Origin of the sequence: Thermosynechococcus sp. HY213 (assembly GCF_031460975.1) — a bacterium.
Taxonomy (GTDB): domain Bacteria; phylum Cyanobacteriota; class Cyanobacteriia; order Thermosynechococcales; family Thermosynechococcaceae; genus Thermosynechococcus.
On sequence record NZ_JAVKVB010000001.1, the window covers coordinates 1 to 23,244 of the forward strand.

The window sequence follows — 23,244 nt, forward strand, 5'->3', positions numbered from 1 at the left end:
GTGATTAGCTCTGCCGAAGATCTCTGGCACCAAATTTTGGAGCGGTTGCAACTGTTGCTCAGTCGCCCGACGTTTGAAACTTGGATTAAGACAGCAACGGTGCAGTCCTTTGATGGCCAGACCCTGACGATTTGCACCCCCAATCCCTTTGCCCGCAATTGGCTGCAAAAGTACTATTTGAAAACCATTGCCGATGTGGCACGGGAAATTGTCGGTGAGGCGGTGGAGATTGAGCTGGCGATCGCCCAAGGGGCAGAGCATGACACCAGCATTCGCCCCACCAGTCGTGCTGAAGTAGAGGCTACCACCCCGCCCGCTCGTCATCGCGGCAGTGAACTGAATCCCAAGTATGTCTTTTCCCGCTATGTCGTTGGCCCCAATAATCGCATGGCCCATGCGGCCTGCTTGGCAGTGGCGGAATCACCGGGGCGGGAGTTTAATCCTCTCTTTCTCTGTGGCGGCGTTGGCTTGGGCAAGACCCATCTCATGCAGGCGATCGGTCACTATCGCTTGGAAATTGATCCCAATGCCAAGATTTTCTATGTCTCGACCGAGCAGTTTACGAATGATTTGATTGCCGCCATCCGCAAAGACAGTATGCAGAGCTTTCGCGAGCACTATCGGGCGGTGGATGTCATGCTCGTGGATGATATTCAATTTATTGAGGGCAAGGAATACACCCAAGAGGAGTTTTTTCACACCTTCAATACACTGCACGAGGCCGGTAAGCAGGTGGTTTTGGCCAGCGATCGTCCCCCCAGTCAAATTCCCCGCCTGCAAGAGCGCCTCTGCTCCCGCTTTTCCATGGGGCTGATCGCCGATATTCAACCTCCGGACTTGGAAACCCGCATGGCCATTCTCCAGAAAAAAGCGGAGTACGAAAATATCCGCCTGCCCCGCGATGTGATTGAGTATATTGCCGCCAGCTACACTTCCAATATTCGGGAACTAGAGGGGGCACTGATTCGAGCGGTGGCCTACATTTCCATTTCTGGGTTGCCGATGACGGTGGAAAATATTGCCCCCGTTCTGAGTCCAGCCATCCGCAAAATTGAGACCTCCCCAGAGGTGATCCTGAATGTGGTCTCTGAAGCCCTGAATGTGTCTATTAGTGATCTCAAGGGCAACTCCCGCCGTCGCGAAATTAGCATGGCGCGTCAAGTGGGTATGTATCTGATGCGCCAATACACGGGCTTGAGTCTGCCGAAAATTGGTGAAGAGTTTGGCGGCAAGGATCACACCACCGTCATGTATAGCTGTGACAAGGTGGCCGAACTGCAACGTACCGATCCAGAAATGGGCAGCCTGCTGCGACAACTCAGCGATCGCATTAACTTGGCCAGCCGTCCCACAGAGCCATAGTGCGCAGAGCCTTCCTATGCCAAGATAAAAACAGTCTTGAAAGGGGTATGAATGCACATCCTCATTCCCGCCGCCGGCATGGGTAAACGCATGGGGGCAGGCCACAATAAACTGCGCTTGCAACTCTTGGGTAAACCCCTGTTGGCATGGACATTGGCAGCGGTGGCTGCTGCGGAAGCGATTGAATGGATTGGCGTTATTGGCCAGCCAGAGGATTTTCCCACTTGGGAAGCACTCCTTGGGGACTTGAACCTACGGCAGCCCGTCCAGCTCATCGAAGGGGGTGAGACCCGTCAAGCCTCCGTTTTTAATGGGTTACAGGCACTTCCCGAAAGGGCTGAGCAGGTGCTGATCCACGATGGTGCCCGCTGCCTTGCCACCCCCGATCTGATCAACCGCTGTGCCCAAGCCCTAGAGACCTATGCCGGACTCATTGCCGCCGTGCCGGTCAAAGATACGATTAAAATCGTCAACCATGAAGGGGTTGTTGTCCAAACCCCAGAGCGGGACTCCCTGTGGGCGGCTCAAACTCCCCAAGGCTTTCGCGTCGAACCCTTGCGTATTGCCCATGAAATGGCGGTGGTCAAAGGCTGGGAAGTTACAGATGATGCTGCCCTCTTTGAACGCCTAGGCTATGCCGTACATATTGTCTTGGGCGAAGAAACCAATCTCAAGATCACCACTCCCAGCGATCTCCCCCTTGCAGAACGAATCTTGCAGCATCGCCGGGAGCAAGGCCAAGGGGACACGATGCCCTAGGCCAAGGTTTCGGGACAGTAGCCCAAGCCTTGAATGAACTGCTTGCGAAACGCTTCGATGTCATCGTAGTTGGGGTAGCCGTGGGAAACAATCGCCACTTGATAACGGCGCATCACCTCCACCATTGACTGTCCGGTTTCCAGTGCCCACAGTGCCATTTTCAGCGAAATCCCCGGTGTGTAGGGGAATCCCAATTCGTTCAAGAAGGCGCGGAAATTCCCTGCTTGTTCGTTGGAGAGGGGCGAATGCATTTTAATGCGAATCACCCACCCATCCACTTGATGAATGACTGTAACAAACTGTATTGGTAGCTTGGCGTATTCATGCAAGAATTGCACAACCCGCAGGGTAAGGCTGGCATTGCTGAGGTGATAGATGAAATCCATGGTGTTGACCTCTTACCCTTGATACTTTTATTGTCGGTGGCACCTAGAGCGATCGCCTAGGGGAATTGTCCGCGATTTGCTGGGGGAACCCCCCTATCCTCAAGATTGAGATAATCGCTGCTGCGGCGTGCCACTGAGCAGATCATGGGCTGCCTGCAAAATCCTTGGAATCTTCTGCCGATGGGGACTCTTTTGCAAACAGGGGTCTAAATCCAAGTGCTTGACTTGGGCTGCATTGGCTCCAGGAAACCAGTGGCCGCCGTTGCCAAGCAAGTTATAGCGCATCCGCGCATAGTCCAGCAAATCGTAGGCCTGCACCAGATTCCACAGCCAGAGAATGGTGGGGATATTCACCTCACCGGGGGTGTGGCGATAGTCGGGCAATCCCTGATGCCAAGTGTGGTACCAGTCTTCCCCCAACCGCTCAATGGCGGCTTGCTCCAGTCGCGCCAAGATCGGCGGCAAAATTTCAGCGGCCTGATCCAACAGATCGAGCACCTTGAGATGCTCATCAAAATCACTGGGGCGAGCAGCACCGACACTCAGGGTATGCACTTGGGGATGGGAGAGGCAAAACAGATCGTTAAAGACCATTGGGCTTAAGGGGGCACACAGTTCCACTAGGCGTTGGGGTGGTTTGTAGAGCATCCCCCCCTTATCCGCAGGGCTAATGATAAAGACGCCCATATCACGGGCTTGGGCATCGAGAATCGCCGGCCAATTCTGCTGATTGATGTAGTACCAGTGCAGGTTGACATAGTCAAAGGCATCACTGGCGATCGCCCGGCGGATCACCTCCAGACTGCCGTGGGTAGAAAAGCCAATGAAGCGGATCTTTCCTGCCGCTTGCCAGTCCCGTGCCACCTCTAGGCATCCCCCCGGTCGCAGCACCTGTTCCAGATGCTCTGGCAAATTAAGGCCATGAATCGCCAGCAAATCGATGTAGTCCAGCCGCAGATTACGCAGCGAAGTTTCCAAGGTTGCCCGAAATTCCTTGGCGGTGGGTCGCGGCCCCACTTTGGTTTGCACGATCAGCTTTTCGCGAGGCAGCCGCGGCAGAATTTTGCCCAACTGCACTTCTGAGGTGCCATAGCCACGGGCGGTTTCAATATGATTAATGCCTAGCTCGACGGCTCGGCAAATCGTCGCCTCTAAACTGCGTTGATTTTCTTCTGGAATCGTACTCGGGCTGACATCCTGCCATGAAAACTGATAGCGCATGCCGCCACAGGAAAAGACAGGCATTGGTAATTGGGTACGACCAAAGCGACGGTAGCGCATGTTGAACTCAATGAACGTTTCTTCATCATTGTCGCGGAATTCCCGATCCTTCGCTAACGGGGGCATGAGGGGCTGAGGCAGCGGCACTGAAGAGAGTATCCCCAACATCCCTTGGTTTGGGCTAGGCTGGAAAAAAATGACAGCAATTATTTTGTATGTTCCAAGGGAAAAGCAATTCTCTCCTGCCTCTACTCCTTTCCTTGCTGGCCACCCTCGGCCTTTTGGGCATTGGTGCAGGGCTGGTGCTTCGCCTCATCAATAACGGCGAAATCATTGGCAATGGTGGTCTCAATCTCGGAACCAAGGGTCAATCCACGTTTACCCAAGTCAAGAATGTCCCCAGTGGTCTTTTTAATTATGGCGGTAGCACCACTTGGGCACCCATTCGCCGCGATGTGGATCCGCTGCTGCAAGCGGCTTGGCCCAATTTTCAACTGCGCTATGTGGATCCGCCCACAGGAACGCCGGGGTCGGGCAGTGGGATCCGCATGTTACTGAATCATCAATTGTCTTTCTCCCAATCTTCCCGTTCCCTCAAGGACGAAGAGCTAGCCAAGGCAGCGGCTCAGGGTATTAAATTAACTGCCATTCCTGTTGCTATTGATGGGCTGGCGATCGCTGTCAATCCGAGGCTAGAAATTCCCGGACTGACGGTGCAACAAGTGGTGGATATTTACACCGGCAAAGTAACCAATTGGCAGCAGGTGGGCGGCCCCAACCAAAAGATTACCCCCTTCTCTCGCCGTCCGGAAGATGGTGGTACCGTTGAATACTTTATTCAGGAAGTGCTAGGGAAGCAGCCTTTTGGTCGCAATGTGGTCATGGTTCGCGATACCACCGATGGCCTACGGCGCGTCGCCGCGACACTGGGGGGTATTTATTATGCCTCTGCGCCGGAGGTCGTGGGTCAGTGCAGCATCCACCCGCTTCCCCTCGGCCGCCAAGCCAATGAGTACGTGCCTCCCTATCAAGACCCCTATGTTCCCCCTGAGCAGTGTCCCCAACAGCGCAACCAACTGAATCAGCGTGCATTTCAAGAGGGGACGTATCCCATCACCCGCCGCCTATTTGTCATTACCAAGGAGGACAATAGCCTCGATGCCCAAGCAGGACGTGCCTACGCTGCACTCTTGCTCACGGATCAAGGGCAAGCCGCCATTGAAAAGGCAGGATTTGTGCGCCTGCGCTAGCGATCGCCCACTGAACAGGGTTTTGGCTGAAATCAATATTCTGGCACCGCCACCCCAGATAATAGATCTGGCCACCTGCTTCTTAATCTGAATCCATGACCTACAAGCGACTCAGTGACAGCGAACGCCAGCGTGTCTTTCAACAGTACACCGCCGGACAAACGATCAAAGCTCTAGCAGCGGAATTTGGTGTGAGTGAAAACACCATTCGGCGTGTGATCAAACAAATGGAAGAAGAAGCGGCTGCCCCTGAAGCTCCCCTATTGGCGGTGGCTGCAACGGATGACATGCCAGAGGAAGAGGATCTAGAAGATGTAGAGACGGCAGAGGCCGTTGTCCTCGATGAGGATGACTACAGTGATGCAGAGGATGACGATCTCGAAGATGACGATGACGAGGAACTTGAGGGGGATATTCCCTTACCGGATCTCGCCGATGTAGAAGTGGTGCAGTCGGTGGAGGTCATTCCCCTTGCAGAAGCAGTGCTGCCCCGTCCTTGTTATGTTGTTGTGGATCGGCGGGCGGAACTGCTCACCCGTCCCCTAGAAGCCTTTCGCGGTTTAGGTGCCCTCTCTAGTGAGGAAGCGCAACAAAGTACCCTACCCATTTTCGATAGCCGCCCCGTGGCTCTACGCTATTCCCAGCAAAATCAACGCCTCTATAAGGCCAGTGATGTCCAGTGGCGCAAGACCGTTGTTAAGGTACCTGACGGCGAAATGCTGCGGAAAGTGCGCAGCTATCTTCAGTCCAAAGGGATTACCCGCTTGCTCTACCATGGACGAGTGTATGCCCTGGATTGAGGTAAGCTAGGGGGGGACAGCCCTTTTCTAAAACGTGGGGTTCCTCAAGGAGTAGTGATCAACCATAGCTTTGGCTCTTTCCAGAGTCTTGCGTACCTTGTGAAAAGGGCTGTTATCACGAGTGGGGGTGTCTCCCTTTCAGTGTTGGTAGATTAGGTAAAACCGATATGAAAGCAATGATCTTGGCGGCTGGAAAAGGCACGCGGGTACGCCCGATTACATACACCATTCCGAAGCCAATGATCCCAATTTTGCAAAAACCGGTGATGGAGTTTTTGGTGGAACTTTTGCGGCAGCATGGGTTTACTGAAATTATGGTGAACGTTAGTCACCTAGCCCACGAAATTGAAAGCTATTTTCAGGATGGCCAACGCTTTGGTGTAGAGATTGCCTACTCCTTTGAGGGCTATATCAAGGATGGCGAACTTGTGGGCAAAGCCCTAGGCTCTGCGGGGGGAATCAAGCGAATTCAAGATTTTCACCCCTTTTTTGATGACACCTTTGTGGTGCTGTGTGGGGATGCCCTCATTGACTTGGATTTGACGGCAGCGGTGGCTTGGCATCGCCAAAAGGGGGCGATCGCTACCGTGATTATGAAAACAGTCCCCAAAGAGGATGTCTCTAGCTATGGCGTCGTCGTCACCGATAAGAGCGATCGCATTATCGCTTTTCAAGAAAAACCTAGCGTTGAAGAAGCCCTGAGCAACAATATCAACACGGGAATTTATATTTTTGAGCCAGAAATTCTCGACTACATTCCCTCCAACCAGGAATACGACATTGGCAGCCAGCTGTTCCCTAAATTGGTGGAAATGGGTGCCCCCTTCTATGGCCTAGCAATGGACTTTGAATGGATTGATATTGGTAAAGTCCCCGATTACTGGCAAGCGGTGCGCGGCGTTCTTGAGGGCACAATTAAAAATGTCTCGATTCCCGGCCATGAGCAGTTCCCCGGCATTTATACCGGGCTGAATGTGGCGGTCAACTGGGATAAAGTCACAATTCAAGGCCCTGTATACATTGGCGGCATGACCAAGATTGAAGATGGGGCAACGATTATTGGGCCGACGATGATTGGCCCCAATTGCCACATTTGCAGTGGTGCTGTCGTCGATAACTGTGTGATTTTTGAGTATTCCCGCCTTGGTTCGGATGTGCGTCTTGTGGATAAGCTGGTCTTTGGCCGCTACTGTGTTGACAAAACAGGGACAACGATTGATCTCAAGGCCGCTGCCCTCGATTGGCTAATTACCGATTCACGGCAAACGGATATTCAGCCGAGTCCCCTCGAGTTGAAGGAGATTGTGTCCTAGACCCCGCTATACACCCATGACATTTGCGAATCAGTTGCAAAGCGGTTTTACCCTTTTTCTGAGCCTACTGGTGGAGGCAGTGCCGTTTCTGCTGCTGGGCATTTTGCTCTCTAGCGTGCTGCTGCTATTTGTAGATGAGCAGGCGCTCATTCGTCGCTTGCCGCGATCGCCCCTGCTGGGAGCCTTGGTCGGCAGTTGCATTGGCTTTCTTTTTCCAGTGTGTGAGTGTGGCAATGTGCCGGTGGCGCGGCGATTATTGGTGCAAGGACTGCCTACATCCGTGGCCATTGGTTTTTTGTTGGCAGCACCGACAATCAACCCGATTGTGATTTGGGCAACGTGGACGGCCTTTCGTGATCAACCGGAAATTGTCGTCTTTCGTGTCCTCTTCTCACTGGCGATCGCCACCATTATTGGCTGGGTTTTTAGTTTCCAAAAGGATCTAACCCCCTTTTTGCAGCCCACCGTCACCAGTCTCATGCGTCGTCCCCAGCCTCAAGCAGCCACTATACCGGCCTTGCTCCAGTCAGGCACCTACCTGTTGGGAACCCCCGGCCAACCCCTTGCCATGGAAACTCTCACGCTTGCGCCACCGACTGCAACGATGCCTTGGCAGCAGCGTCTGCCCCAAGTCCTGGAGAATGTGGTGCAGGAATTTCGCGAATTGGGGGGAATTTTAGTCCTCGGTAGCCTAGTGGCGACTCTTATTCAGGTGGCGGCTCCCCGCGAACTCATTCTCAGCCTTGGCCAAGGGCCGGTGATCTCGATTGTGGCAATGATGATCTTGGGCACAGTGATTTCCATTTGCTCGACGGTTGATGCCTTTTTTGCCCTTGCCTTTGCTGCCACGTTTACGCCGGGGTCAATTCTCGCTTTTCTTGTCCTCGGACCGATGGTGGATCTCAAGGGGCTGGGATTACTGCTGACGATTTTTCGCCCCCGTGCTCTAATTTACCTCTTTCTGTTGGTGGCACAATTGACGTTTTCCCTTTGTTTGTTTTTGAATTTGCAGTGGAGTTAGCCGTGGTTGTTAAGCCAGAGTGGTTACGGGTCAAAGCACCCCAGTGGCAGCGGGTCGGTTCCGTCAAGGAACTGTTGCGGGACTTAAACCTCAATACCGTTTGCGAAGAGGCCTCTTGCCCCAATATTGGTGAATGTTTTCATGAGGGAACGGCGACATTTTTAATGATGGGGCCAGCTTGCACCCGCGCTTGTCCTTACTGCGATATTGATTTTGCGAAAAAGCCACTGCCCTTGGATGCCACTGAACCCCAGCGACTGGCGGAAGCAGTGGTGCGAATGCGGCTCAATCATGTTGTCATTACCTCGGTAAATCGGGATGACTTGGCTGATGGTGGTGCCTCTCAGTTTGTGGCCACGATTCAGGCTGTGCGGGCGCGATCGCCCCAAACAACCATTGAAGTGCTCATTCCCGATCTCTGTGGCAATTGGCAGGCCTTAGATCAAATTCTCGCCGCCAGTCCCGAAGTGCTGAACCACAACACCGAAACCGTGCCCCGTCTCTATCGGCGGGTGCGTCCCCAAGGCAACTATCAGCGCAGTCTGGAACTGCTGCAACGGGTGCGCGATCGCGCCCCTTGGATCTACTCAAAGTCAGGCATGATGGTGGGTTTGGGAGAAACCCCTGAGGAAGTGGCGGCAGTGATGGCGGATCTGCGTCAAGTGGGCTGCGACATTCTCACGATTGGCCAGTATCTGCAGCCGAGTCCGAAACACTTACCCGTGCAGGATTTTATTCCACCAGAGCAATTTGAAGCATGGCGGCAGCTTGGCGAATCCATGGGCTTTTTGCAGGTGGTCTCCTCTCCCCTCACCCGTAGTTCCTACCACGCCGAGCAGGTGCGTGCCCTGATGCAACAGTATCCCCGCCAGCGTCCTGCAACAAACCTCCTCGGATAAATTTATTGCAATTTAATCGCAACTAAGCTAGGCTAAGCAATAGGAAAAATCTGCATTAAAAAACCCCCTTGGGTGGGGGCGTTTTATGGACAACCGTGATCTTGCATTAAGGTTCGTTAACCTAAATTGCGAAAGACTACGCCTTCAGGCTGTCGTTGGCCAAGAAATGACCAATGTGGTAGGCACGCTCCTCCGTTTGCAGCAGGATTTGGTCATAGAGGTAGGCAGTGGCGCGATCGCCCAAACTCTCTGCTTGGGTAGCCTGTTGCCGCAGAACACCAATGATTGCCTGTTCGGCCTGCAAATCATTAGTGAGCATTTGGCGGCAATTAAAAGCCCCCTCCGGTTCAGGGGTAAAGCAGCAGAGCGTGGCCAACTGTTGAAAACCGGCCACAGGCACGCCCCCCAGACCATTCAGACGTTCACCCAAGTCATGGACGTGACCTTGCACCTGTTCATAGCAGTCTTGGAAAAACTGATGCAGTGGATAAAATTCTGCCCCCTCAACCACAAAATGATGCTTTTGGTACTGCAAATACAGGGCTTGAAAACTGGCCAAGAGGCGATTCATCCCCTCACAGATGGGCGTGGTGGTGGTTTTCTCCAGCAGTACAACTGTATCTTTCATCTCGCCAAAGGCTTGGCGCGGCAATGCACTGGTCGTCATAGCACGATGCTCCTTTGCGGACACTAGTGAGCTAACTAACTTAGCTCTGACAGCCCGATCCTAAACTACCTTTCTGTACATTTTCAATAGTGGAGTGCTTATTGAATGTCTATAAACCCCCACCTTATTGCAGTTCAGTGGCAATTACGCTGGCCAATCTACCAACGGTTGATTGATCTAGAGGTGCCCTGTGACTATGCTCCCTATCAACCCCTGAGGGTCGAGGTCAACTCCCCCTTAGCTGCCTTACAGGTGTGGTCAGTGGTGCGGCAGATGTCTGCTTCCCGTGACACCCTAGTCGATTGGCTAGAACAGTGTTGGAAGGTGAATTTTTTCAACTCGTTAAAGGGGTAGAATGCGCAACAATCGGCCATTTTGGGCATCGTCGGTGAGAACGTACAGGTAACCATCGGGGCCTTGGCGCACATCCCGTACCCGCTGACCTATTGGAATGCGCCCTTGGCTTACAACAGCATTGTTGGTATTGACTCGAATTTTGCGCACATCTTGGGAGACGAGACCGCCGGCAAAAAGGGCACCTTGCCACTGGGGAGCGCGATCGCCCCGATAAACTGCTAGCCCTGAAGGCGCAATGGCCGGTGTCCACACCACCAAAGGATCCACCATTCCCGGCCGGCGCCGCTCTGGGGTAATTTCTGCCCCCCAATACTCACGGCTATAGGTGACCACTGGCCAACCATAGTTGGCACCACGTTCAATGCGATTGAGTTCATCACCACCAAGGGAGCCGTGCTCCGTTGACCACACCGTTTCTGTGACTGGATCAACCACCAGTCCTTGGATATTGCGGTGGCCGTAGCTCCAGAGTTCGGGGGTGGCCGTGGCATCGCCCACAAAAGGATTGTCCTCCGGCACAGTGCCATCGTCCCGCAGGCGAATAATTTTGCCCAAATGACTGCGGCGGTTTTGGGCTTGCTCGCGAATTAATTTGCCTTCCAGTTCAATTGGGGGATTGCCGCCATCGCCAATGGCCATGAGCAATGTGCCGTCGGGGAGCCAAGCCAAGCGGGAGCCAAAATGCTGTGCCCCAGTTTTCGCTTGCGAGACTTCAAAGAGAACTGTCACCTCTTCAAGGCGATCGCCCACCAGACGCCCCCGTGCTAGGCGAGTACGATTCGCGGATGCTGTGCCATGGGCATAGGTAAGATAAACCCAATTGTTTTCAGCAAAGCGGGGGTGAAGGGCGACATCCAATAAGCCCCCTTGGCCTTGGCCAAAGACCGGCGGCACGCCACGAATAGGTGAACCCAAACGCCCTTGGTGAAATCGCCGCAACCGTCCGGGGCGCTCAGTAATCAACGCACTGCCATCCGGCAGCCAAGTTACTGCCCAAGGATGCTCTAACTCTTCAACAACGGTTTCAATGCGTACCGCCAGTGTTGGTGGTGGCTGCGATTCTAACAGGGGTTCAGCGGTTGATAAGGGTAACGGGGTATCCGACTGCGCAATGGGACTACAGCCTAGGAATACCCCGATCGCCCCCATGAGGGGGAGTAATTTGACAAATCGATAACTAGGCAATGGGTGTCACATCTTCAGAACGCTCTGCACCTTCAGACTCCGGCAAGACCACCGGCAGTTCCAAAGAGGCAGCATCAGAAGCAGGGGTCGGGGCATCCGTTTGCTGCCGCCGTTGCCAGAGGGTCACCCCCACTGCCGCTGCTGTAATTGCACCTGCACCCAGTCCAAGGGCGATCGGCAGCTTGCTGCTATCGAAGAATGAGGAATTACTCAGACTTTGATGACTTAACCCTTTGGCATAGGCACAGGCTTGGGCAGAACTGGGTTGCGGCATTGCCACCAGAGTGGCAGACAGACCAACGGTCAGGGCAATGAGGGGACGCAACATAAACGACTCCTTAACGAATGTATTCTTTGAGGACACTGTTGCGGTTGGGATGGCGCAGTTTCCGCAGGGCCTTGGCCTCAATTTGGCGAATGCGCTCACGGGTGACATTAAAGAGTTGACCAATTTCCTCCAACGTTTTCATGCGACCATCGTCCAAGCCATACCGCAGTTTTAACACATCTCGCTCGCGGGGGCTAAGGGTGCACAATACCGTTTCTAAATCTTCGCGCAGCAGGTGCTTGGACACTTGATCTTCAGGGGTTTCACCGTCGGATTCAATGAAGTCCCCCAGACGGGAATCCTCTTCTTTACCGATAGGGGTTTCTAGGGAGATGGGCAGTTGTGCCGATTTGGCAATGAAGCGCAGTTTTTCAATGGTCATTTCCATGCGATCGGCAATTTCTTCCTCAGTGGGTTTGCGCCCCATTTCCTGTGAGAGGAGTTTAGTGGTTTTCTTAATCCGCGAAATGGTTTCGTACAGGTGCACAGGCAGACGAATGGTGCGGGATTGATCGGCAATGGCACGGGTAATGGCTTGGCGAATCCACCAGGTGGCGTAGGTGGAAAATTTATAGCCCTTTTCGTGGTCAAATTTCTCAGCAGCGCGGATGAGCCCTAGGCTGCCTTCTTGAATCAAGTCCTGAAAGGATAACCCCCGGTTCATGTATTTTTTGGCGATCGACACCACCAGTCGCAGGTTCGATTGCACCATTTTTTCTTTGGCTTTGCGACCCACAAATAAGCGATGGCGAAAGGCTTGCACGGTCATACCCAGCTCTGTAGCCCAAGGCTCAGGATTGCGCTCTAGCTCTTCAGGGGTACAGCCGAGTTGTTGACACAGGCGATCGCGCACTCGCTCCATTTCTAGGAGATCGGCAATTTTGCGTGCCAATTCAATTTCCTCGTCGGCACGCAACAGACGAATGCGGCCAATTTCTTGCAAATAGAGGCGTATCGAGTCCTCGGTGTAGTGTTTCTTCTTGACCTGTGTCCGCCGTCGGCTGGCACGACCTTTTGTGGGCTTGTCGTCAAGATCGTCGCTGACCTCCTCAAAGTCTTCGCTCTCCTCCTCTTCTTCGGCTTCTACAGCATCAAGGCCATAGTCACTGAGTAGAGCCACCTCATCCTCAAGGGGGGCTGTTGCGGGGTCGTAAACGTCAAGTACATTCGCTTGGGTCATGCCGTTGTCCTCGTAAAATCTCCCTAAATGTGTATTGTCAGTGTGTTGTCGGCAACCGTTGCCTTTGGTGACGCTAGAATCGTCAGCCACATTTCAATCATGGAATGTAGCTAAGGAAATCGGTTGGACGGGGGCATAGGCTCTAGATTCCACATCCTCAGGATCTCTGCCGCTGGATCATCTTGAAAAATTTCCTGTGTGACCCACGGGGTCAGGGAGCAGGCAGTAGCGAGCGGTTGAGACTGTGCAGGAATCTTTTGACTAATTTTAACTAAAACCTCATTGATTGTAGCCTTTCTAACAGAAATCGCCCACAGCAAAGGGATAAATTTTTCGGGAATTCAGGGCTAGCGATCGCTCGCGTCAACAACCGCTAACAAATTCTAATTTGCTATTCTCAGATAAAATTTCTATCCCTGCTGAGGGAAATTTCTTGCTTCTAGCCTAGCTAATTTATTGCCGTTCCGCCGTACCCGTTACGTTTGATCACGAACGATCACGAAACGCCCGAATCGTGGCTTGCAGTGCCTGAGTGCCCCTGACATCACTGCTGTAATAAAACCGCAGGGGAATTACCTGCCCATTCTGTAACTCCAAGGCCAAACGAGCTGATACTCTGCCCTTCTTACCACGGGAGAGCTGTACGACGACATCCTTGAGGTCATGCCAAGGGAAGGTTTTCTTTTCTGTCCTGAGAAGACTGCTATATTGCAGCGATACCACGCCTGCACTTTTATCAAAAACCAGCACCAGCACCTTGGCTCCGATAAAGATTAGGGGTAAGCCTAGACTCCAGCCAATAGCTAAGATCAAAAATCCCCACCAGTGGTTGTCTTCCACTAATGTTAAAGGGGGATGTTGCGGCTGCTGCAAAAAGCGACGGATGCGTTCGGCAACGGCTTCCCGATTCTGGCGATCGCGGGTAAATTCACCAAAGGCAATAGAACCCGCGGCGGTTTGTAGGTGCACCTGATAGACACGGTAGCGTCGTCCGCGACTAGAGCGCCACTGCTCGATAATGCCCACCCCTTGGAGCCGATTCAGGGGAATTTGGGTGATCTGTACCCCCGTTGCCCCAGAGCGCACCCAGCGACAGCGACTATCAATAACGCGAACCTCATGGCGGCACACCAGCTCATAGCGGGCTGCAAACCAAATCGGTACAGCAGCACCAACACAGAATATCAGACCTGCCAGCCACACCCCCCAAGGGCGACTGCGCAAAATCAGCCGCTGCTGAGACTTCTCGATAATTTCCATGCCCCTATTCTAGGGGGTCGGATTATTGGCATGGACCTCTTGGAAAATCACCGACGCCGCAGCACCTCTTCAATCGTTACATCAGGTTCAGGTACCCCCTTGAAGGCAGTCCCCACCTCTAGGCGAATAAACTGAATGCCTGCCAAGCGATAGCCTTCGGGCGTAAGGGGAACATACCCGACCTTGGGAACGACCGTCGGTGCCTGCTGGATGTAGTACTCAACAAACTGTCGCAGCAGGGGCTTGTCTTGGGCATATTTGGCATTGACATAGAGGAAGAGGGGGCGCGAGAGGGGCTGGTATGTACTGTTTTGCACCGTTTCCACTGAAGGCGGAATTGCCCCTCGGCCATCATTGACGGGCACAGCTCGTAGCCGATTCTGGTTGGCCATGTAGTAAGCATAGGGAAGGTAACCAAGGGCATTCACATCCCCGGCAATACCCGCTACGATTTCGTTATCGTCTTCGCTGGCTTTGTAGTCGGTGCGAGAGCCGCGCTGGTTGCCAAGAATCGCCTCGTTGAAATAATCAAAGGTGCCTGAATCTTGACCCGGTCCCCAGAGCACAATGGGTGCATTGGGAAAGTCGGGACGTAATTGGTTCCAGCGAGTGAGCTTTTGCTCCGCCGCTTTTTCCCAGAGTTTTTTCAGCTCAGCCACAGAAATTTCCTTGAGCCAAGTATTTTGGGGATGGACGGCGATCGTCAGCGCGTCAAAGGCAATGGGCAATTCAATAAAGGGGACACCATTGGCAATGCACTCGTTCATTTCAGTAATGAGGATCGGGCGAGAGGCGTCACTAATATCCGTTTTGCCGCTACAAAAGGCGCGAAAGCCAGCAGATGTCCCTGAAAAAGCAACGGCAATATCGGCCTCTTGACCATTGGGCGTGGTCTTAAACCCTTCGGCGATCGCCCTGGAAATGGGATAAACCGTGCTCGATCCATCCACCCGAATCACCTTGAGCATTGGGTCATTAGATGCCGCCTCCATTGTGCAGCCCACAAAGATGATGGCCAAAAGGGGTAAAACGCCGCGCCTCAATTGCTGAAACTGCATCACTCAAGCCTCACTCTAAAAATGACGGATATTGCATCAATTAGAAAATTGGTGAATTCAACTATTTCCCCACTAAAACAAAATCACTAAAAACGATGAATAACTTGCCAAAACTATTTATAAATAAAACTTCAAAGATGAGTTATTAATATAAATCCTTCTAAAGTTAGTAACTTGAATTCAAAGAATTGAGACTTAAAAAGTCTTATCTTAAGGTATTTCGTTAGCCCTTCTCCCTAGAGAAAGTATTGTTGAGAACACCCTAGCGATAATCTTAGGCTGCCTTTGGTCTCAGGAACCTAGAGATTAAGAAAATTTTTATAAATTGCTTCCTTGAAAGTATTCCTCACTACACCCAGCGGAAAACTAAGTTTAGACTGCCCTACCCAAGCTTTGGTTCAGATCGACAGAGACTGCACAATAATAAAAAAACTTAATTAACAGATGGAGTCGTTCTTAACCTAACCTTTACATCGTTCCCGTATTATCGCCCTAGCTTGTCTTTGAGTCGCGATAGATTTGTCGTTGCTATCGAGCAAGCTGTCATACAGCCCTTGTTCTAAAAACTATGGAGCACATGAACGGGGATGAGAGCCTCGTGCCTGCTGTCAGCGCACAATCGTTCTAACTGTTTGGAGCAGTCTCAATCCTCACGAGAGGGGCTGTAACTACTGATGCATCAATGCATTCGTTCATTGTCCTTACTTGCGATCGCGCTTATGATCTTCAAACTCAGAAAATCTCGAATTCTCATGATCCTCTCCGCTATTATTACCGCTGGCATCGTTGTTGCTTGCGGTCCTCAAGGAGGGGGTGGCCCAAATCAAGCGGGCGAGACGATAAATATTAATGGTGCCGGCGCCAGTTTTCCTGCCCCCCTTTACCAAAACTGGTTCAAAACCTACGCCCAGCAGGTTGATCCCAACGTCCAAATCAGTTATCAATCCGTTGGCAGTGGTGCTGGTTTGGAGCAGTATATTAACGGCACAGTGGATTTTGCTGGTTCCGATGCACCGATAGCCGGCGATCGCCTGAAGTCCTTTCAGGAAAGATACAAGGCTGACCCCATCCAAGTTCCCATGGTCGGTGGTGCCGTTGTCTTTGCCTATAACCTGCCCGGTGTGGATGAACTGAAATTACCGCGGGCGGTCTATTGCGACATCGTCATGGGCAAAATTACCCGCTGGAATGATCCCAAGCTGGTTGCTGCAAATGAGGGTAAAACGCTTCCCGATAAACCAATTACCTTTGCCCACCGCTCTGACGGCAGTGGCACCACATTTATTTTCACAAACCACATCAACACCGTGTGTCCTGGCTGGCCGGCAGGGGTTGGCACCTCCGTCAATTGGCCTGTGGGTGTTGGTGGCCAAGGCAATGAAGGCGTGGCTGCCCAAATTCAGCAAAACGAAGGCACCATTGGCTACGTCGAGTATGCCTATGCCAAACTCAACAACTTGCCCCGCGCCCTACTGGAAAACAAGGCAGGTAACTTCGTCTATCCTTCCCCGGAAGCTGCCTCCAAAGCCTTTGAGGGCGCTGACGTTCCCGAAGATTTTGCATTGCTAGTGCCGGATCCCGAAAATCCCGAAGCCTTTCCCATCGCTGGCTTGACATGGATCTTGGTGTACCCTGAGTACCAAGATGGCAGAAAATGGCAAGCCCTTGAAAATGTGCTGCTTTGGGCACTGGGCAATGAGGGCAAAAGCATTGCCGAACAACTGGACTATGTTCCCATGCCTGACGACATCGTCGCGCGAGTCAAGGCAACCCTCGATAAGGTGAAAGTCACAGGCTAAATCATGCAACCGCAGGGGGAGTGTTTCCCCCTCGCAATCCCCTAGGATGAAAAAGAGCCAGTTATGGCAATTGAGGCAACTGGTCAATATTACCCGTGAAACCCTATGGCTGTTACCAGCACTCCCCCTGAATCACCGGATTTGGCTGCGATTGAGGCACGGAAAAACCTCCGCTACTACCTCGATCAATCCTTCTACTATCTGACAATGGTCTTTGCCTTGGCGGTGGCTGTTGCCCTGCTCTGGATTGTGATTCAAATTGGCCTTGCGGCTATACCTGCAATTACACGATTTGGTCTGCGCTTTCTGGCTAGCACCACATGGGATCCGGTGCAAAATATCTACGGCATCCTACCCCAAATCTACGGTACCCTTGTTAGTGCCCTCATTGCCCTACTGGTGGCAGTTCCCCTAGGACTGGGTATTGCCGTCTTTCTCAGTGAGGACTTTCTACCTACGTACATTCGTACCCCAATTGCCTTTGCGATTGAGCTATTAGCTGCCATTCCTAGTGTGGTCATTGGCCTGTGGGGCATCTTTGTGCTGATTCCCTTTTTGCGGCCATTTTACAATTTCCTGCACGAGTACCTCGGCTGGATTCCTCTCTTTGGTACCAGTCCTCGCGGTAACAGCATCCTCACCTTAGGTCTAGTGCTGGCGTTCATGATTTTGCCCCTGATCACCTCCATTTCACGGGAAACGCTGGTTTCTTTGCCTCCTTACTTACGCCAAGGAGCAATGGCTCTAGGCGCCACCCGCTGGGAGACGATTTTGCGGGTGCTCATTCCTGCTGGCTTCTCTGGAATTGTGGGTTCGATTATGTTGGCTCTCGGTCGGGCGATGGGGGAAACGATGGCCGCAGCTATGCTCGTGGGCAATACCAACCGCATCAGCCTCTCAATCCTTGAGCCGGGTTCGACGATCGCGTCATTGATTGCCTCCCAGTTTGGGGAAGCAGGGCGAGAGCAAGTGGCTGCACTGCTGTATGCCGGTTTAGTGCTCATGATCCTGACACTGCTGGTCAATATCTTGGCAGAAATCATTATTAAGAAGTTTCAAAACGTTGAGCGATAGGTTGCACCATGACAGAGATCAGTAACCGCCTTTCTACCGCAGAGATTCAACTAGGCAAGGTCTGGACTTCGGCACGAAACCTCTTTGGTCTGTTGATGACAGGTGTGACGGGACTGTTTGCTGTCATTGCGGTGATTCCCTTGGCAGCCATTGTCATCAATGTGGCGTCCCAAGGACTGCCTCGGATTAACTTAGATCTGTTTACAAAACTGCCACCGCCGCCGGGTTTGAGTGGGGGGGGCTTGGGAAATGCGATCGTTGGTACGTTAATCGTGCTCGCTGTTGCCATGGCGATTAGTGTTCCCATTGGCGTTTTGGGCGCTGTGTGGCTGTCCGAATTTGGGCGGGGGAGCAAAATCGCCTATTGGGTGCGGTTTTCGGCAAACGTTCTCAGTGGGGTGCCCGCTATCATTGCGGGTTTGTTTTCCTATACGATTGTGGTCATGACGATGGGCACCTTTAGTGCCTTTGCCGGTGGGGTTGCCTTGGCAGTGGTCATGCTGCCCATTGTGATGCGAACCACAGAGGAAGGCTTGGTGCTGGTACCTGAGGAGGTTCGTCTGGCAGCATTGGGATTGGGTGCCACTCGTTTTGAGACGGTAACGCGAGTTGTTCTCCCTGCGGCGTTGCCCTCTATTGCTACTGCGGTAACTCTAGCGGTGGCGCGGGCAGGGGGTGAAGCGGCACCTCTCCTCTTTACGGCTCTGAATAATAATTTCTGGTCAACGGATTTGTTTCGCCCCATTTCCACGCTTTCGGTACAGGTTTATTTCTTTGCCATCATTCCCTACAAACCCCAGCAGGAACTGGCATGGGCAGGCGCGTTGGTGTTGCTGAGCATCATTTTGATCGTCAGTATTGGCTCCCGCTTACTCACTCGTAAGAAACGCTACTAAAGACTTAAAAGGTAACTGTTCTATGACAACTTACCCTAAACCTACTCCTAAAGTGGTTTTCCAAGTGCAGAACGCCTCGATTTTTTATGGCTCATTTCGGGCAGTACGGGATGTGACGATGGACATCTATGCCAATGAAGTAACGGCTCTCATTGGCCCATCGGGTTGTGGCAAGAGCACGCTGCTGCGCTGTTTTAACCGCATGAATGATCTGGTGCCGGGTGCTCGGGTAGAGGGCAAGATTACCTACCACGGCAAGGATCTGTACGCCAAGGAGGTGGATCCCGTGGAGGTGCGGCGGCGTATTGGTATGGTGTTCCAAAAGCCTAATCCCTTTCCCAAGTCAATTTATGACAATGTGGCCTTTGGAGCGCGGGTCAATAAGTATAAGGGGGATTTGGGTGAGCTAGTGGAAACTGCCCTACGGCAGGCGGCTCTTTGGGATGAGGTGAAGGACAAGCTCAAAGAAAATGGTCTGTCGCTCTCTGGCGGACAACAGCAACGGCTATGTATTGCGCGGGCGATCGCCACCAAGCCCGAGGTCATCCTCATGGATGAACCCTGTTCTGCCCTTGACCCCATTTCTACCCTCAAGGTGGAAGAACTGATCCATGAATTGAAGCAGAACTACACGATTGTGATCGTGACCCACAATATGCAACAGGCGACTCGGGTGAGCGATCGCACTGCCTTCTTTAATGCCGAGGCCACAGAACGGGGCAACCGGGTAGGCTACCTCGTTGAGTATGACTATACTAGCATTGTCTTCAATAACCCCAAAGAGCAAGCCACGATGGATTATGTCAGTGGCCGTTTCGGCTAAGGTCTAAAGCGGCGGCTGCTGCTGGTGCCAAGGGGTCGCCTGTTCATAGGCATAGGCAACGTGAAATAGGGTCTCTTCCCCTAGGACGTTGCCAATCAATTGCAGACCAATGGGCAGCCCTTCGTGATCAAAGCCACAGGGGAGGCTCAAGCCTGGTAGCCCGGCAAGGTTGACGGGAATGGTCATCAGATCTGACAGGTACATACTCAGGGGGTCGGCGGTTTTCTCCCCAGCTTTGAAGGCAGTGGTGGGAGCTGTGGGGCAGACCAAAACATCCACCTGTGCAAAGGCTTGGGCAAAGTCTTCTTTGATCAGGGTGCGTACCTTTTGTGCCCGTAGGTAGTAAGCATCATAGTAGCCAGCGGAAAGGGCGTAGGTGCCAATTATGATCCGTCGCTTCACCTCAGCCCCAAAGCCTTGGGCGCGGGTTTTCATGTACATTTCAAGGAGATCGCTGGCTCCTTCAGCGCGAAAACCAAAGTTCACGCCATCATAGCGGGCTAGGTTTGCCGAGGCTTCCGAAGGGGCAATAATGTAGTAGGTGGGCAGGCCGTAGGCAAAGCGGGGACAGGAGAGTTCAACAATCGCGGCCCCCAATTCCTCTAGGGTTTTTAGGGCGGCCTCAAGGGCAGATTTCACTTCTGGTTGGATGCCTTCACTCACTGTTTCTTGAATAACGCCAATGCGCATTCCCTTGAGATCGGGTTTGAGGGCTTGGGTGTAGTCGGGAATCGACACGCTGAGACTGGTGGCATCCTTGGGATCATGCCCCGCGATCGCCCCCAAAAGAATCGCAGCATCAGTAACTGTCGGTGCCAAAGGCCCAATTTGATCCAATGACGACGCATAGGCAACAAGGCCATAGCGCGACACCAAACCATAGGTCGGTTTGAGGCCGACCACCCCACAAAAGGCGGCGGGTTGACGAATGGAACCGCCGGTATCGGAACCAAGGGCAGCCGCACATTCCCCGGCAGCAACGGCGGCAGCAGATCCCCCAGAAGACCCCCCAGAGACCCGCTCTGGATGCCAAGGATTGGCGGTGAAACCAAAGGCAGAATTTTCGGTGGAGCTGCCCATGGCAAATTCATCGAGATTGGTTTTGCCCACCATAATCGCGCCAGCGGCCTGCAATTTTTGGGTCACGGTGGATTCGTAGGGGGGGACAAAGTGCTCCAGCATCTTAGAGGCACAGGTGGTGCGCACACCGTAGGTGCAAAGGTTATCCTTGATGGCCAAGGGAATCCCTGTGAGCACACCAATCTCTTCACCGGCAGCAATGCGCTCATCTACAGCGGCCGCTTGGGCAAGGGCGCGATCGCCCGTCACGGTTAAGAAGCTATGGAGCGTTGGCTCCACTTGGGCAATGCGATCTAAGTAAGCTTGGGTAATTTCAGTGGCGGAGCGTTCTTTGCGAACGAGTTGACGGTGGAGCTCCTGAATCACTGACATAAATGCAGATTCCCTAGTGACAATGCAACACTGGCGATCGCGGGCATGGCCGCAAACAGGCCAATCTTAAGTTTAGCAATGTGGCTGATCATTTATTGCTCCAGATGCAGCGCTTTGGCACAGGGCTGTCTCTGAATCAATCAGCGATATATTAGGAATCAAGAAGCCCTGACGACGGTGCTCATGCCCTTGGGGAGTATTCGATGGAACCGCTCGACCCCGTGGATCGGGAAGCCTTTACCAACCCGACATTGCAGCGATTGTTGTTCTTTGTCTATTTGCTGCCCATTTTTGGCATGATTCCAGCACTGTGGCAGTTGAGTCGCCGGGGGAGCGATCGCCAGACCCGACAAGTGAGCCGCCTCGCTGTTCTCATTGGTCTCATTTGGCTGTTGGGCTATGGCCTGCTGAATGGGGCGGTCAGCGTGAGTGAAGCCCAGTCTCTGCATCATGGCCTATTACTCTTTCTCAATAGTCTCTGGGGATCCGCCTATTTTCTGGTGAACTTGGGGCTGATGGTACAGTTGTGGCAGGGGCGATCGCTGCAATTGCCCTTCCTACAACGTCTGATGAAATACCTGCCATGACCCCCAAGCGCTGGTTTTGGCCCCTGTTGGGATTCAGCGCCATTCTGGTGCTCATCCTCTGGTTGATATCGGCACTCACGTGGCTCTATGTGCAGGTGGCCTTTACTGCCCCCTTTTTGGCCAATCTCTTGGTGCTGATTTTCATTGGTCTATTGGGGGGGCTGCTCTATACCTTCTTTCGTTACCTGTACTTACTTGAGCGCAAGGGCAAGCCCGCCACCGCTACGCCCCAAGCCCCCCTCGATAAAACGGAGGCCGCCGCCGAAAACCTCAAAGCCCTACGGCAGCAACTGAGTCAAATTGAAGATGAGGTGGCACGGCAAGCACTGTTGGCACAGGCACGGGAGCTGGCGGAGGATTTTTACCGCCAAGAATTGCGCATTGTAGTCTTTGGCACCGGTTCGGCGGGTAAAACCTCTCTTGTCAATGCCCTCATGGGGGAGATGGTGGGGGAAGTGGCACCAACAATGGGCACGACGGCGGTGGGGCAAACCTATCGTTTTTGGCTACCTAATACAGAGCGGGAAATTCTGATTACCGATACCCCCGGCATTTTGGAGGCGGGTGTGGCTGGTACCTACCGCGAGCAATTAGCCCGCCAACTGGCCGCCGAAGCAGACTTACTCCTTTTTGTGCTCGATGATGACCTGCGCCAGTCGGAATATACCCCCTTGGTCAACTTGGTGGAAATGGGCAAGCGATCGCTCTTGGTGCTCAATAAAATTGACTTGCGCTCCGAGGCCGATCAACTGGCTCTTTTGCGCCATCTACGGCAGCGGGTCAAGGGGTTGATTCCACCCCAAGATGTGGTGGGTATTGCCGCCCGTCCCCAACCGATTCGCCTCGACACAGGAGAGTGGTTAGAACCCGAACCCCATATTTGGCCATTGATTCGGCGGCTGAGTGCCATTCTCCGCGAGGAAGGGGATGACCTCGTGGCAGATAATATCCTCTTGCAGTCGCAACGCCTAGGGGAGCAGGCTCGCAAAATCATTGATCAGCAACGGCGCCGCCAAGCCGATAAGGTAGTGGAGCGCTACCAGTGGATCAGTGCGGGTGTGGTCTGTGTCACGCCGATTCCCGGCGTAGATCTACTGGCTGCCGCCGCCGTGAATGCGCAAATGGTGATGGAAATTGGCAAGGTCTATGGCTGTGACCTGAATCGCGATCGCGCCCGCGAGCTAGCTCTTTCCCTAGGCAAAACCCTGGCCAGCTTGGGCATTGTTAAGGGAGCCATGAATCTCGTCGGTACGGCCTTGCAATTGAGCATGGGGGGGCTGGTGGTGGGCAAAGCCGTCCAAGGAATTACAGCCGCCTATCTCACTCGGATTGCGGGCAAAAGTTTTATGGAATATTTTCGCCACAACCAAGACTGGGGCGATGGTGGCATCAGTGAAGTAGTTCAACAGCAATTTGAACTCAATCGCCGCGATGAATTTATTCGCTCCTTTGTGCAGCAGGCGATCGCCCGCTTACCGTCGCAACTTGGCACCATGATGCCTGAAGCAATGAAAACACCCTTATCCCATGAGGAAGAGCTGCCTTAAGGTATTCTTAGGATTCCCCC

23 protein-coding genes are annotated in these 23,244 nt (G+C 53.0%); 14 read left to right on the top strand and 9 right to left on the bottom strand.

Annotated elements, in window-relative coordinates; translation table 11 throughout:
- Nucleotides 1–1,362, top strand: a complete 1,362-nt coding sequence (gene dnaA / locus RHK62_RS00005) for a chromosomal replication initiator protein DnaA (RefSeq protein WP_206200529.1) — start codon at nt 1–3, stop codon at nt 1,360–1,362.
- 51 nt (nt 1,363–1,413) lie between these two features.
- Nucleotides 1,414–2,121 carry a 2-C-methyl-D-erythritol 4-phosphate cytidylyltransferase gene (gene ispD, locus RHK62_RS00010; protein ID WP_302678509.1) on the top strand — a complete coding sequence of 236 codons (708 nt, stop codon included), beginning with the start codon at nt 1,414–1,416 and terminating at the stop codon, nt 2,119–2,121.
- Here the strand turns inward: ispD and RHK62_RS00015 are convergent.
- The gene (locus RHK62_RS00015; protein ID WP_302678510.1) at nt 2,118–2,507 is read right to left on the bottom strand and encodes a hypothetical protein; all 390 of its coding nucleotides are present in this window, start codon (nt 2,505–2,507) and stop codon (nt 2,118–2,120) included. The two genes, ispD and RHK62_RS00015, sit on opposite strands and share 4 nt — an antisense overlap.
- A 99-nt stretch (nt 2,508–2,606) precedes the next feature.
- On the bottom strand, nt 2,607–3,788 hold the full coding sequence (locus RHK62_RS00020) for an aldo/keto reductase (RefSeq protein ID WP_315863536.1): 1,182 nt from the start codon (nt 3,786–3,788) through the stop codon (nt 2,607–2,609).
- 155 nt (nt 3,789–3,943) lie between these two features.
- On the opposite strand from RHK62_RS00020, the gene RHK62_RS00025 reads away from it, so the two are divergent.
- The 5 genes from RHK62_RS00025 (at nt 3,944) to lipA (ending at nt 9,011) form a co-directional block, all read left to right on the top strand.
- Entirely contained in the window at nt 3,944–4,978 is a 1,035-nt protein-coding gene (locus RHK62_RS00025; protein ID WP_310437769.1) for a PstS family phosphate ABC transporter substrate-binding protein, read from the top strand.
- A gap of 95 nt (nt 4,979–5,073) precedes the next feature.
- A complete protein-coding gene (locus RHK62_RS00030) occupies nt 5,074–5,778 on the top strand; it encodes a helix-turn-helix domain-containing protein (protein WP_206200533.1) in 705 nt (234 codons plus the stop codon).
- A gap of 167 nt (nt 5,779–5,945) precedes the next feature.
- Nucleotides 5,946–7,091 (top strand): sugar phosphate nucleotidyltransferase, encoded by a 1,146-nt coding sequence (locus RHK62_RS00035; protein ID WP_206200534.1) that lies wholly within the window; start codon nt 5,946–5,948, stop codon nt 7,089–7,091.
- Nucleotides 7,092–7,107: 16 nt separating this feature from the next.
- Nucleotides 7,108–8,112, top strand: a complete 1,005-nt coding sequence (locus RHK62_RS00040) for a permease (protein WP_206200535.1) — start codon at nt 7,108–7,110, stop codon at nt 8,110–8,112.
- A 2-nt stretch (nt 8,113–8,114) separates the two neighbouring features.
- Nucleotides 8,115–9,011 carry a lipoyl synthase gene (lipA, locus tag RHK62_RS00045; RefSeq protein WP_302678512.1) on the top strand — a complete coding sequence of 299 codons (897 nt, stop codon included), beginning with the start codon at nt 8,115–8,117 and terminating at the stop codon, nt 9,009–9,011.
- Nucleotides 9,012–9,147: 136 nt separating this feature from the next.
- Here lipA and RHK62_RS00050 read toward each other — a convergent pair whose 3' ends face one another.
- The gene (locus tag RHK62_RS00050; protein WP_310453052.1) at nt 9,148–9,678 is read right to left on the bottom strand and encodes a Dps family protein; all 531 of its coding nucleotides are present in this window, start codon (nt 9,676–9,678) and stop codon (nt 9,148–9,150) included.
- A 105-nt stretch (nt 9,679–9,783) separates the two neighbouring features.
- Between RHK62_RS00050 and RHK62_RS00055 the strand changes: the two genes are divergently transcribed.
- Entirely contained in the window at nt 9,784–10,032 is a 249-nt protein-coding gene (locus RHK62_RS00055) for an Asr1405/Asl0597 family protein (RefSeq protein WP_310437771.1), read from the top strand.
- Here RHK62_RS00055 and RHK62_RS00060 read toward each other — a convergent pair.
- From RHK62_RS00060 to RHK62_RS00080, 5 genes are all read right to left on the bottom strand, one after another.
- Nucleotides 10,021–11,184, bottom strand: coding sequence for a PQQ-dependent sugar dehydrogenase (locus tag RHK62_RS00060; RefSeq protein ID WP_399377858.1), 1,164 nt, complete (start codon nt 11,182–11,184; stop codon nt 10,021–10,023). The two genes, RHK62_RS00055 and RHK62_RS00060, sit on opposite strands and share 12 nt — an antisense overlap.
- A 28-nt stretch (nt 11,185–11,212) precedes the next feature.
- Nucleotides 11,213–11,548: a hypothetical protein gene (locus RHK62_RS00065; protein ID WP_206200539.1), complete on the bottom strand. Its 336-nt coding sequence runs from the start codon at nt 11,546–11,548 to the stop codon at nt 11,213–11,215.
- Between the two features lie 10 nt (nt 11,549–11,558).
- The gene (gene rpoD, locus RHK62_RS00070) at nt 11,559–12,728 is read right to left on the bottom strand and encodes an RNA polymerase sigma factor RpoD (RefSeq protein WP_310453054.1); all 1,170 of its coding nucleotides are present in this window, start codon (nt 12,726–12,728) and stop codon (nt 11,559–11,561) included.
- 486 nt (nt 12,729–13,214) lie between these two features.
- Nucleotides 13,215–13,988, bottom strand: coding sequence for a PH domain-containing protein (locus RHK62_RS00075; protein WP_310453055.1), 774 nt, complete (start codon nt 13,986–13,988; stop codon nt 13,215–13,217).
- A gap of 47 nt (nt 13,989–14,035) precedes the next feature.
- Nucleotides 14,036–15,049: a PstS family phosphate ABC transporter substrate-binding protein gene (locus RHK62_RS00080; RefSeq protein WP_399377843.1), complete on the bottom strand. Its 1,014-nt coding sequence runs from the start codon at nt 15,047–15,049 to the stop codon at nt 14,036–14,038.
- 749 nt (nt 15,050–15,798) lie between these two features.
- Between RHK62_RS00080 and pstS the strand changes: the two genes are divergently transcribed.
- From pstS to pstB, 4 genes are all read left to right on the top strand, one after another.
- Nucleotides 15,799–16,845 (top strand): phosphate ABC transporter substrate-binding protein PstS, encoded by a 1,047-nt coding sequence (gene pstS / locus RHK62_RS00085; RefSeq protein ID WP_310453056.1) that lies wholly within the window; start codon nt 15,799–15,801, stop codon nt 16,843–16,845.
- Nucleotides 16,846–16,950: 105 nt separating this feature from the next.
- Complete coding sequence (gene pstC, locus RHK62_RS00090) at nt 16,951–17,919, top strand: phosphate ABC transporter permease subunit PstC (RefSeq protein ID WP_206200544.1); 969 nt, start codon at nt 16,951–16,953, stop codon at nt 17,917–17,919.
- 8 nt (nt 17,920–17,927) lie between these two features.
- Nucleotides 17,928–18,815, top strand: coding sequence for a phosphate ABC transporter permease PstA (gene pstA, locus RHK62_RS00095; protein ID WP_302678519.1), 888 nt, complete (start codon nt 17,928–17,930; stop codon nt 18,813–18,815).
- A 22-nt stretch (nt 18,816–18,837) separates the two neighbouring features.
- Complete coding sequence (pstB, locus tag RHK62_RS00100; protein ID WP_206200546.1) at nt 18,838–19,638, top strand: phosphate ABC transporter ATP-binding protein PstB; 801 nt, start codon at nt 18,838–18,840, stop codon at nt 19,636–19,638.
- A gap of 3 nt (nt 19,639–19,641) precedes the next feature.
- Here the strand turns inward: pstB and gatA are convergent, their stop codons facing one another.
- Entirely contained in the window at nt 19,642–21,090 is a 1,449-nt protein-coding gene (gene gatA, locus RHK62_RS00105) for an Asp-tRNA(Asn)/Glu-tRNA(Gln) amidotransferase subunit GatA (RefSeq protein WP_310453057.1), read from the bottom strand.
- A 203-nt stretch (nt 21,091–21,293) separates the two neighbouring features.
- Here gatA and RHK62_RS00110 point away from each other — a divergent pair, with 203 nt between their 5' ends.
- Both RHK62_RS00110 and RHK62_RS00115 read left to right on the top strand, forming a co-directional pair.
- Complete coding sequence (locus RHK62_RS00110; protein ID WP_302678521.1) at nt 21,294–21,677, top strand: hypothetical protein; 384 nt, start codon at nt 21,294–21,296, stop codon at nt 21,675–21,677.
- On the top strand, nt 21,674–23,224 hold the full coding sequence (locus tag RHK62_RS00115; RefSeq protein WP_310453058.1) for a DUF697 domain-containing protein: 1,551 nt from the start codon (nt 21,674–21,676) through the stop codon (nt 23,222–23,224). The genes RHK62_RS00110 and RHK62_RS00115 overlap by 4 nt, the downstream gene beginning before the upstream one ends.
- The last annotated feature ends 20 nt before the right edge of the window (nt 23,225–23,244 follow it).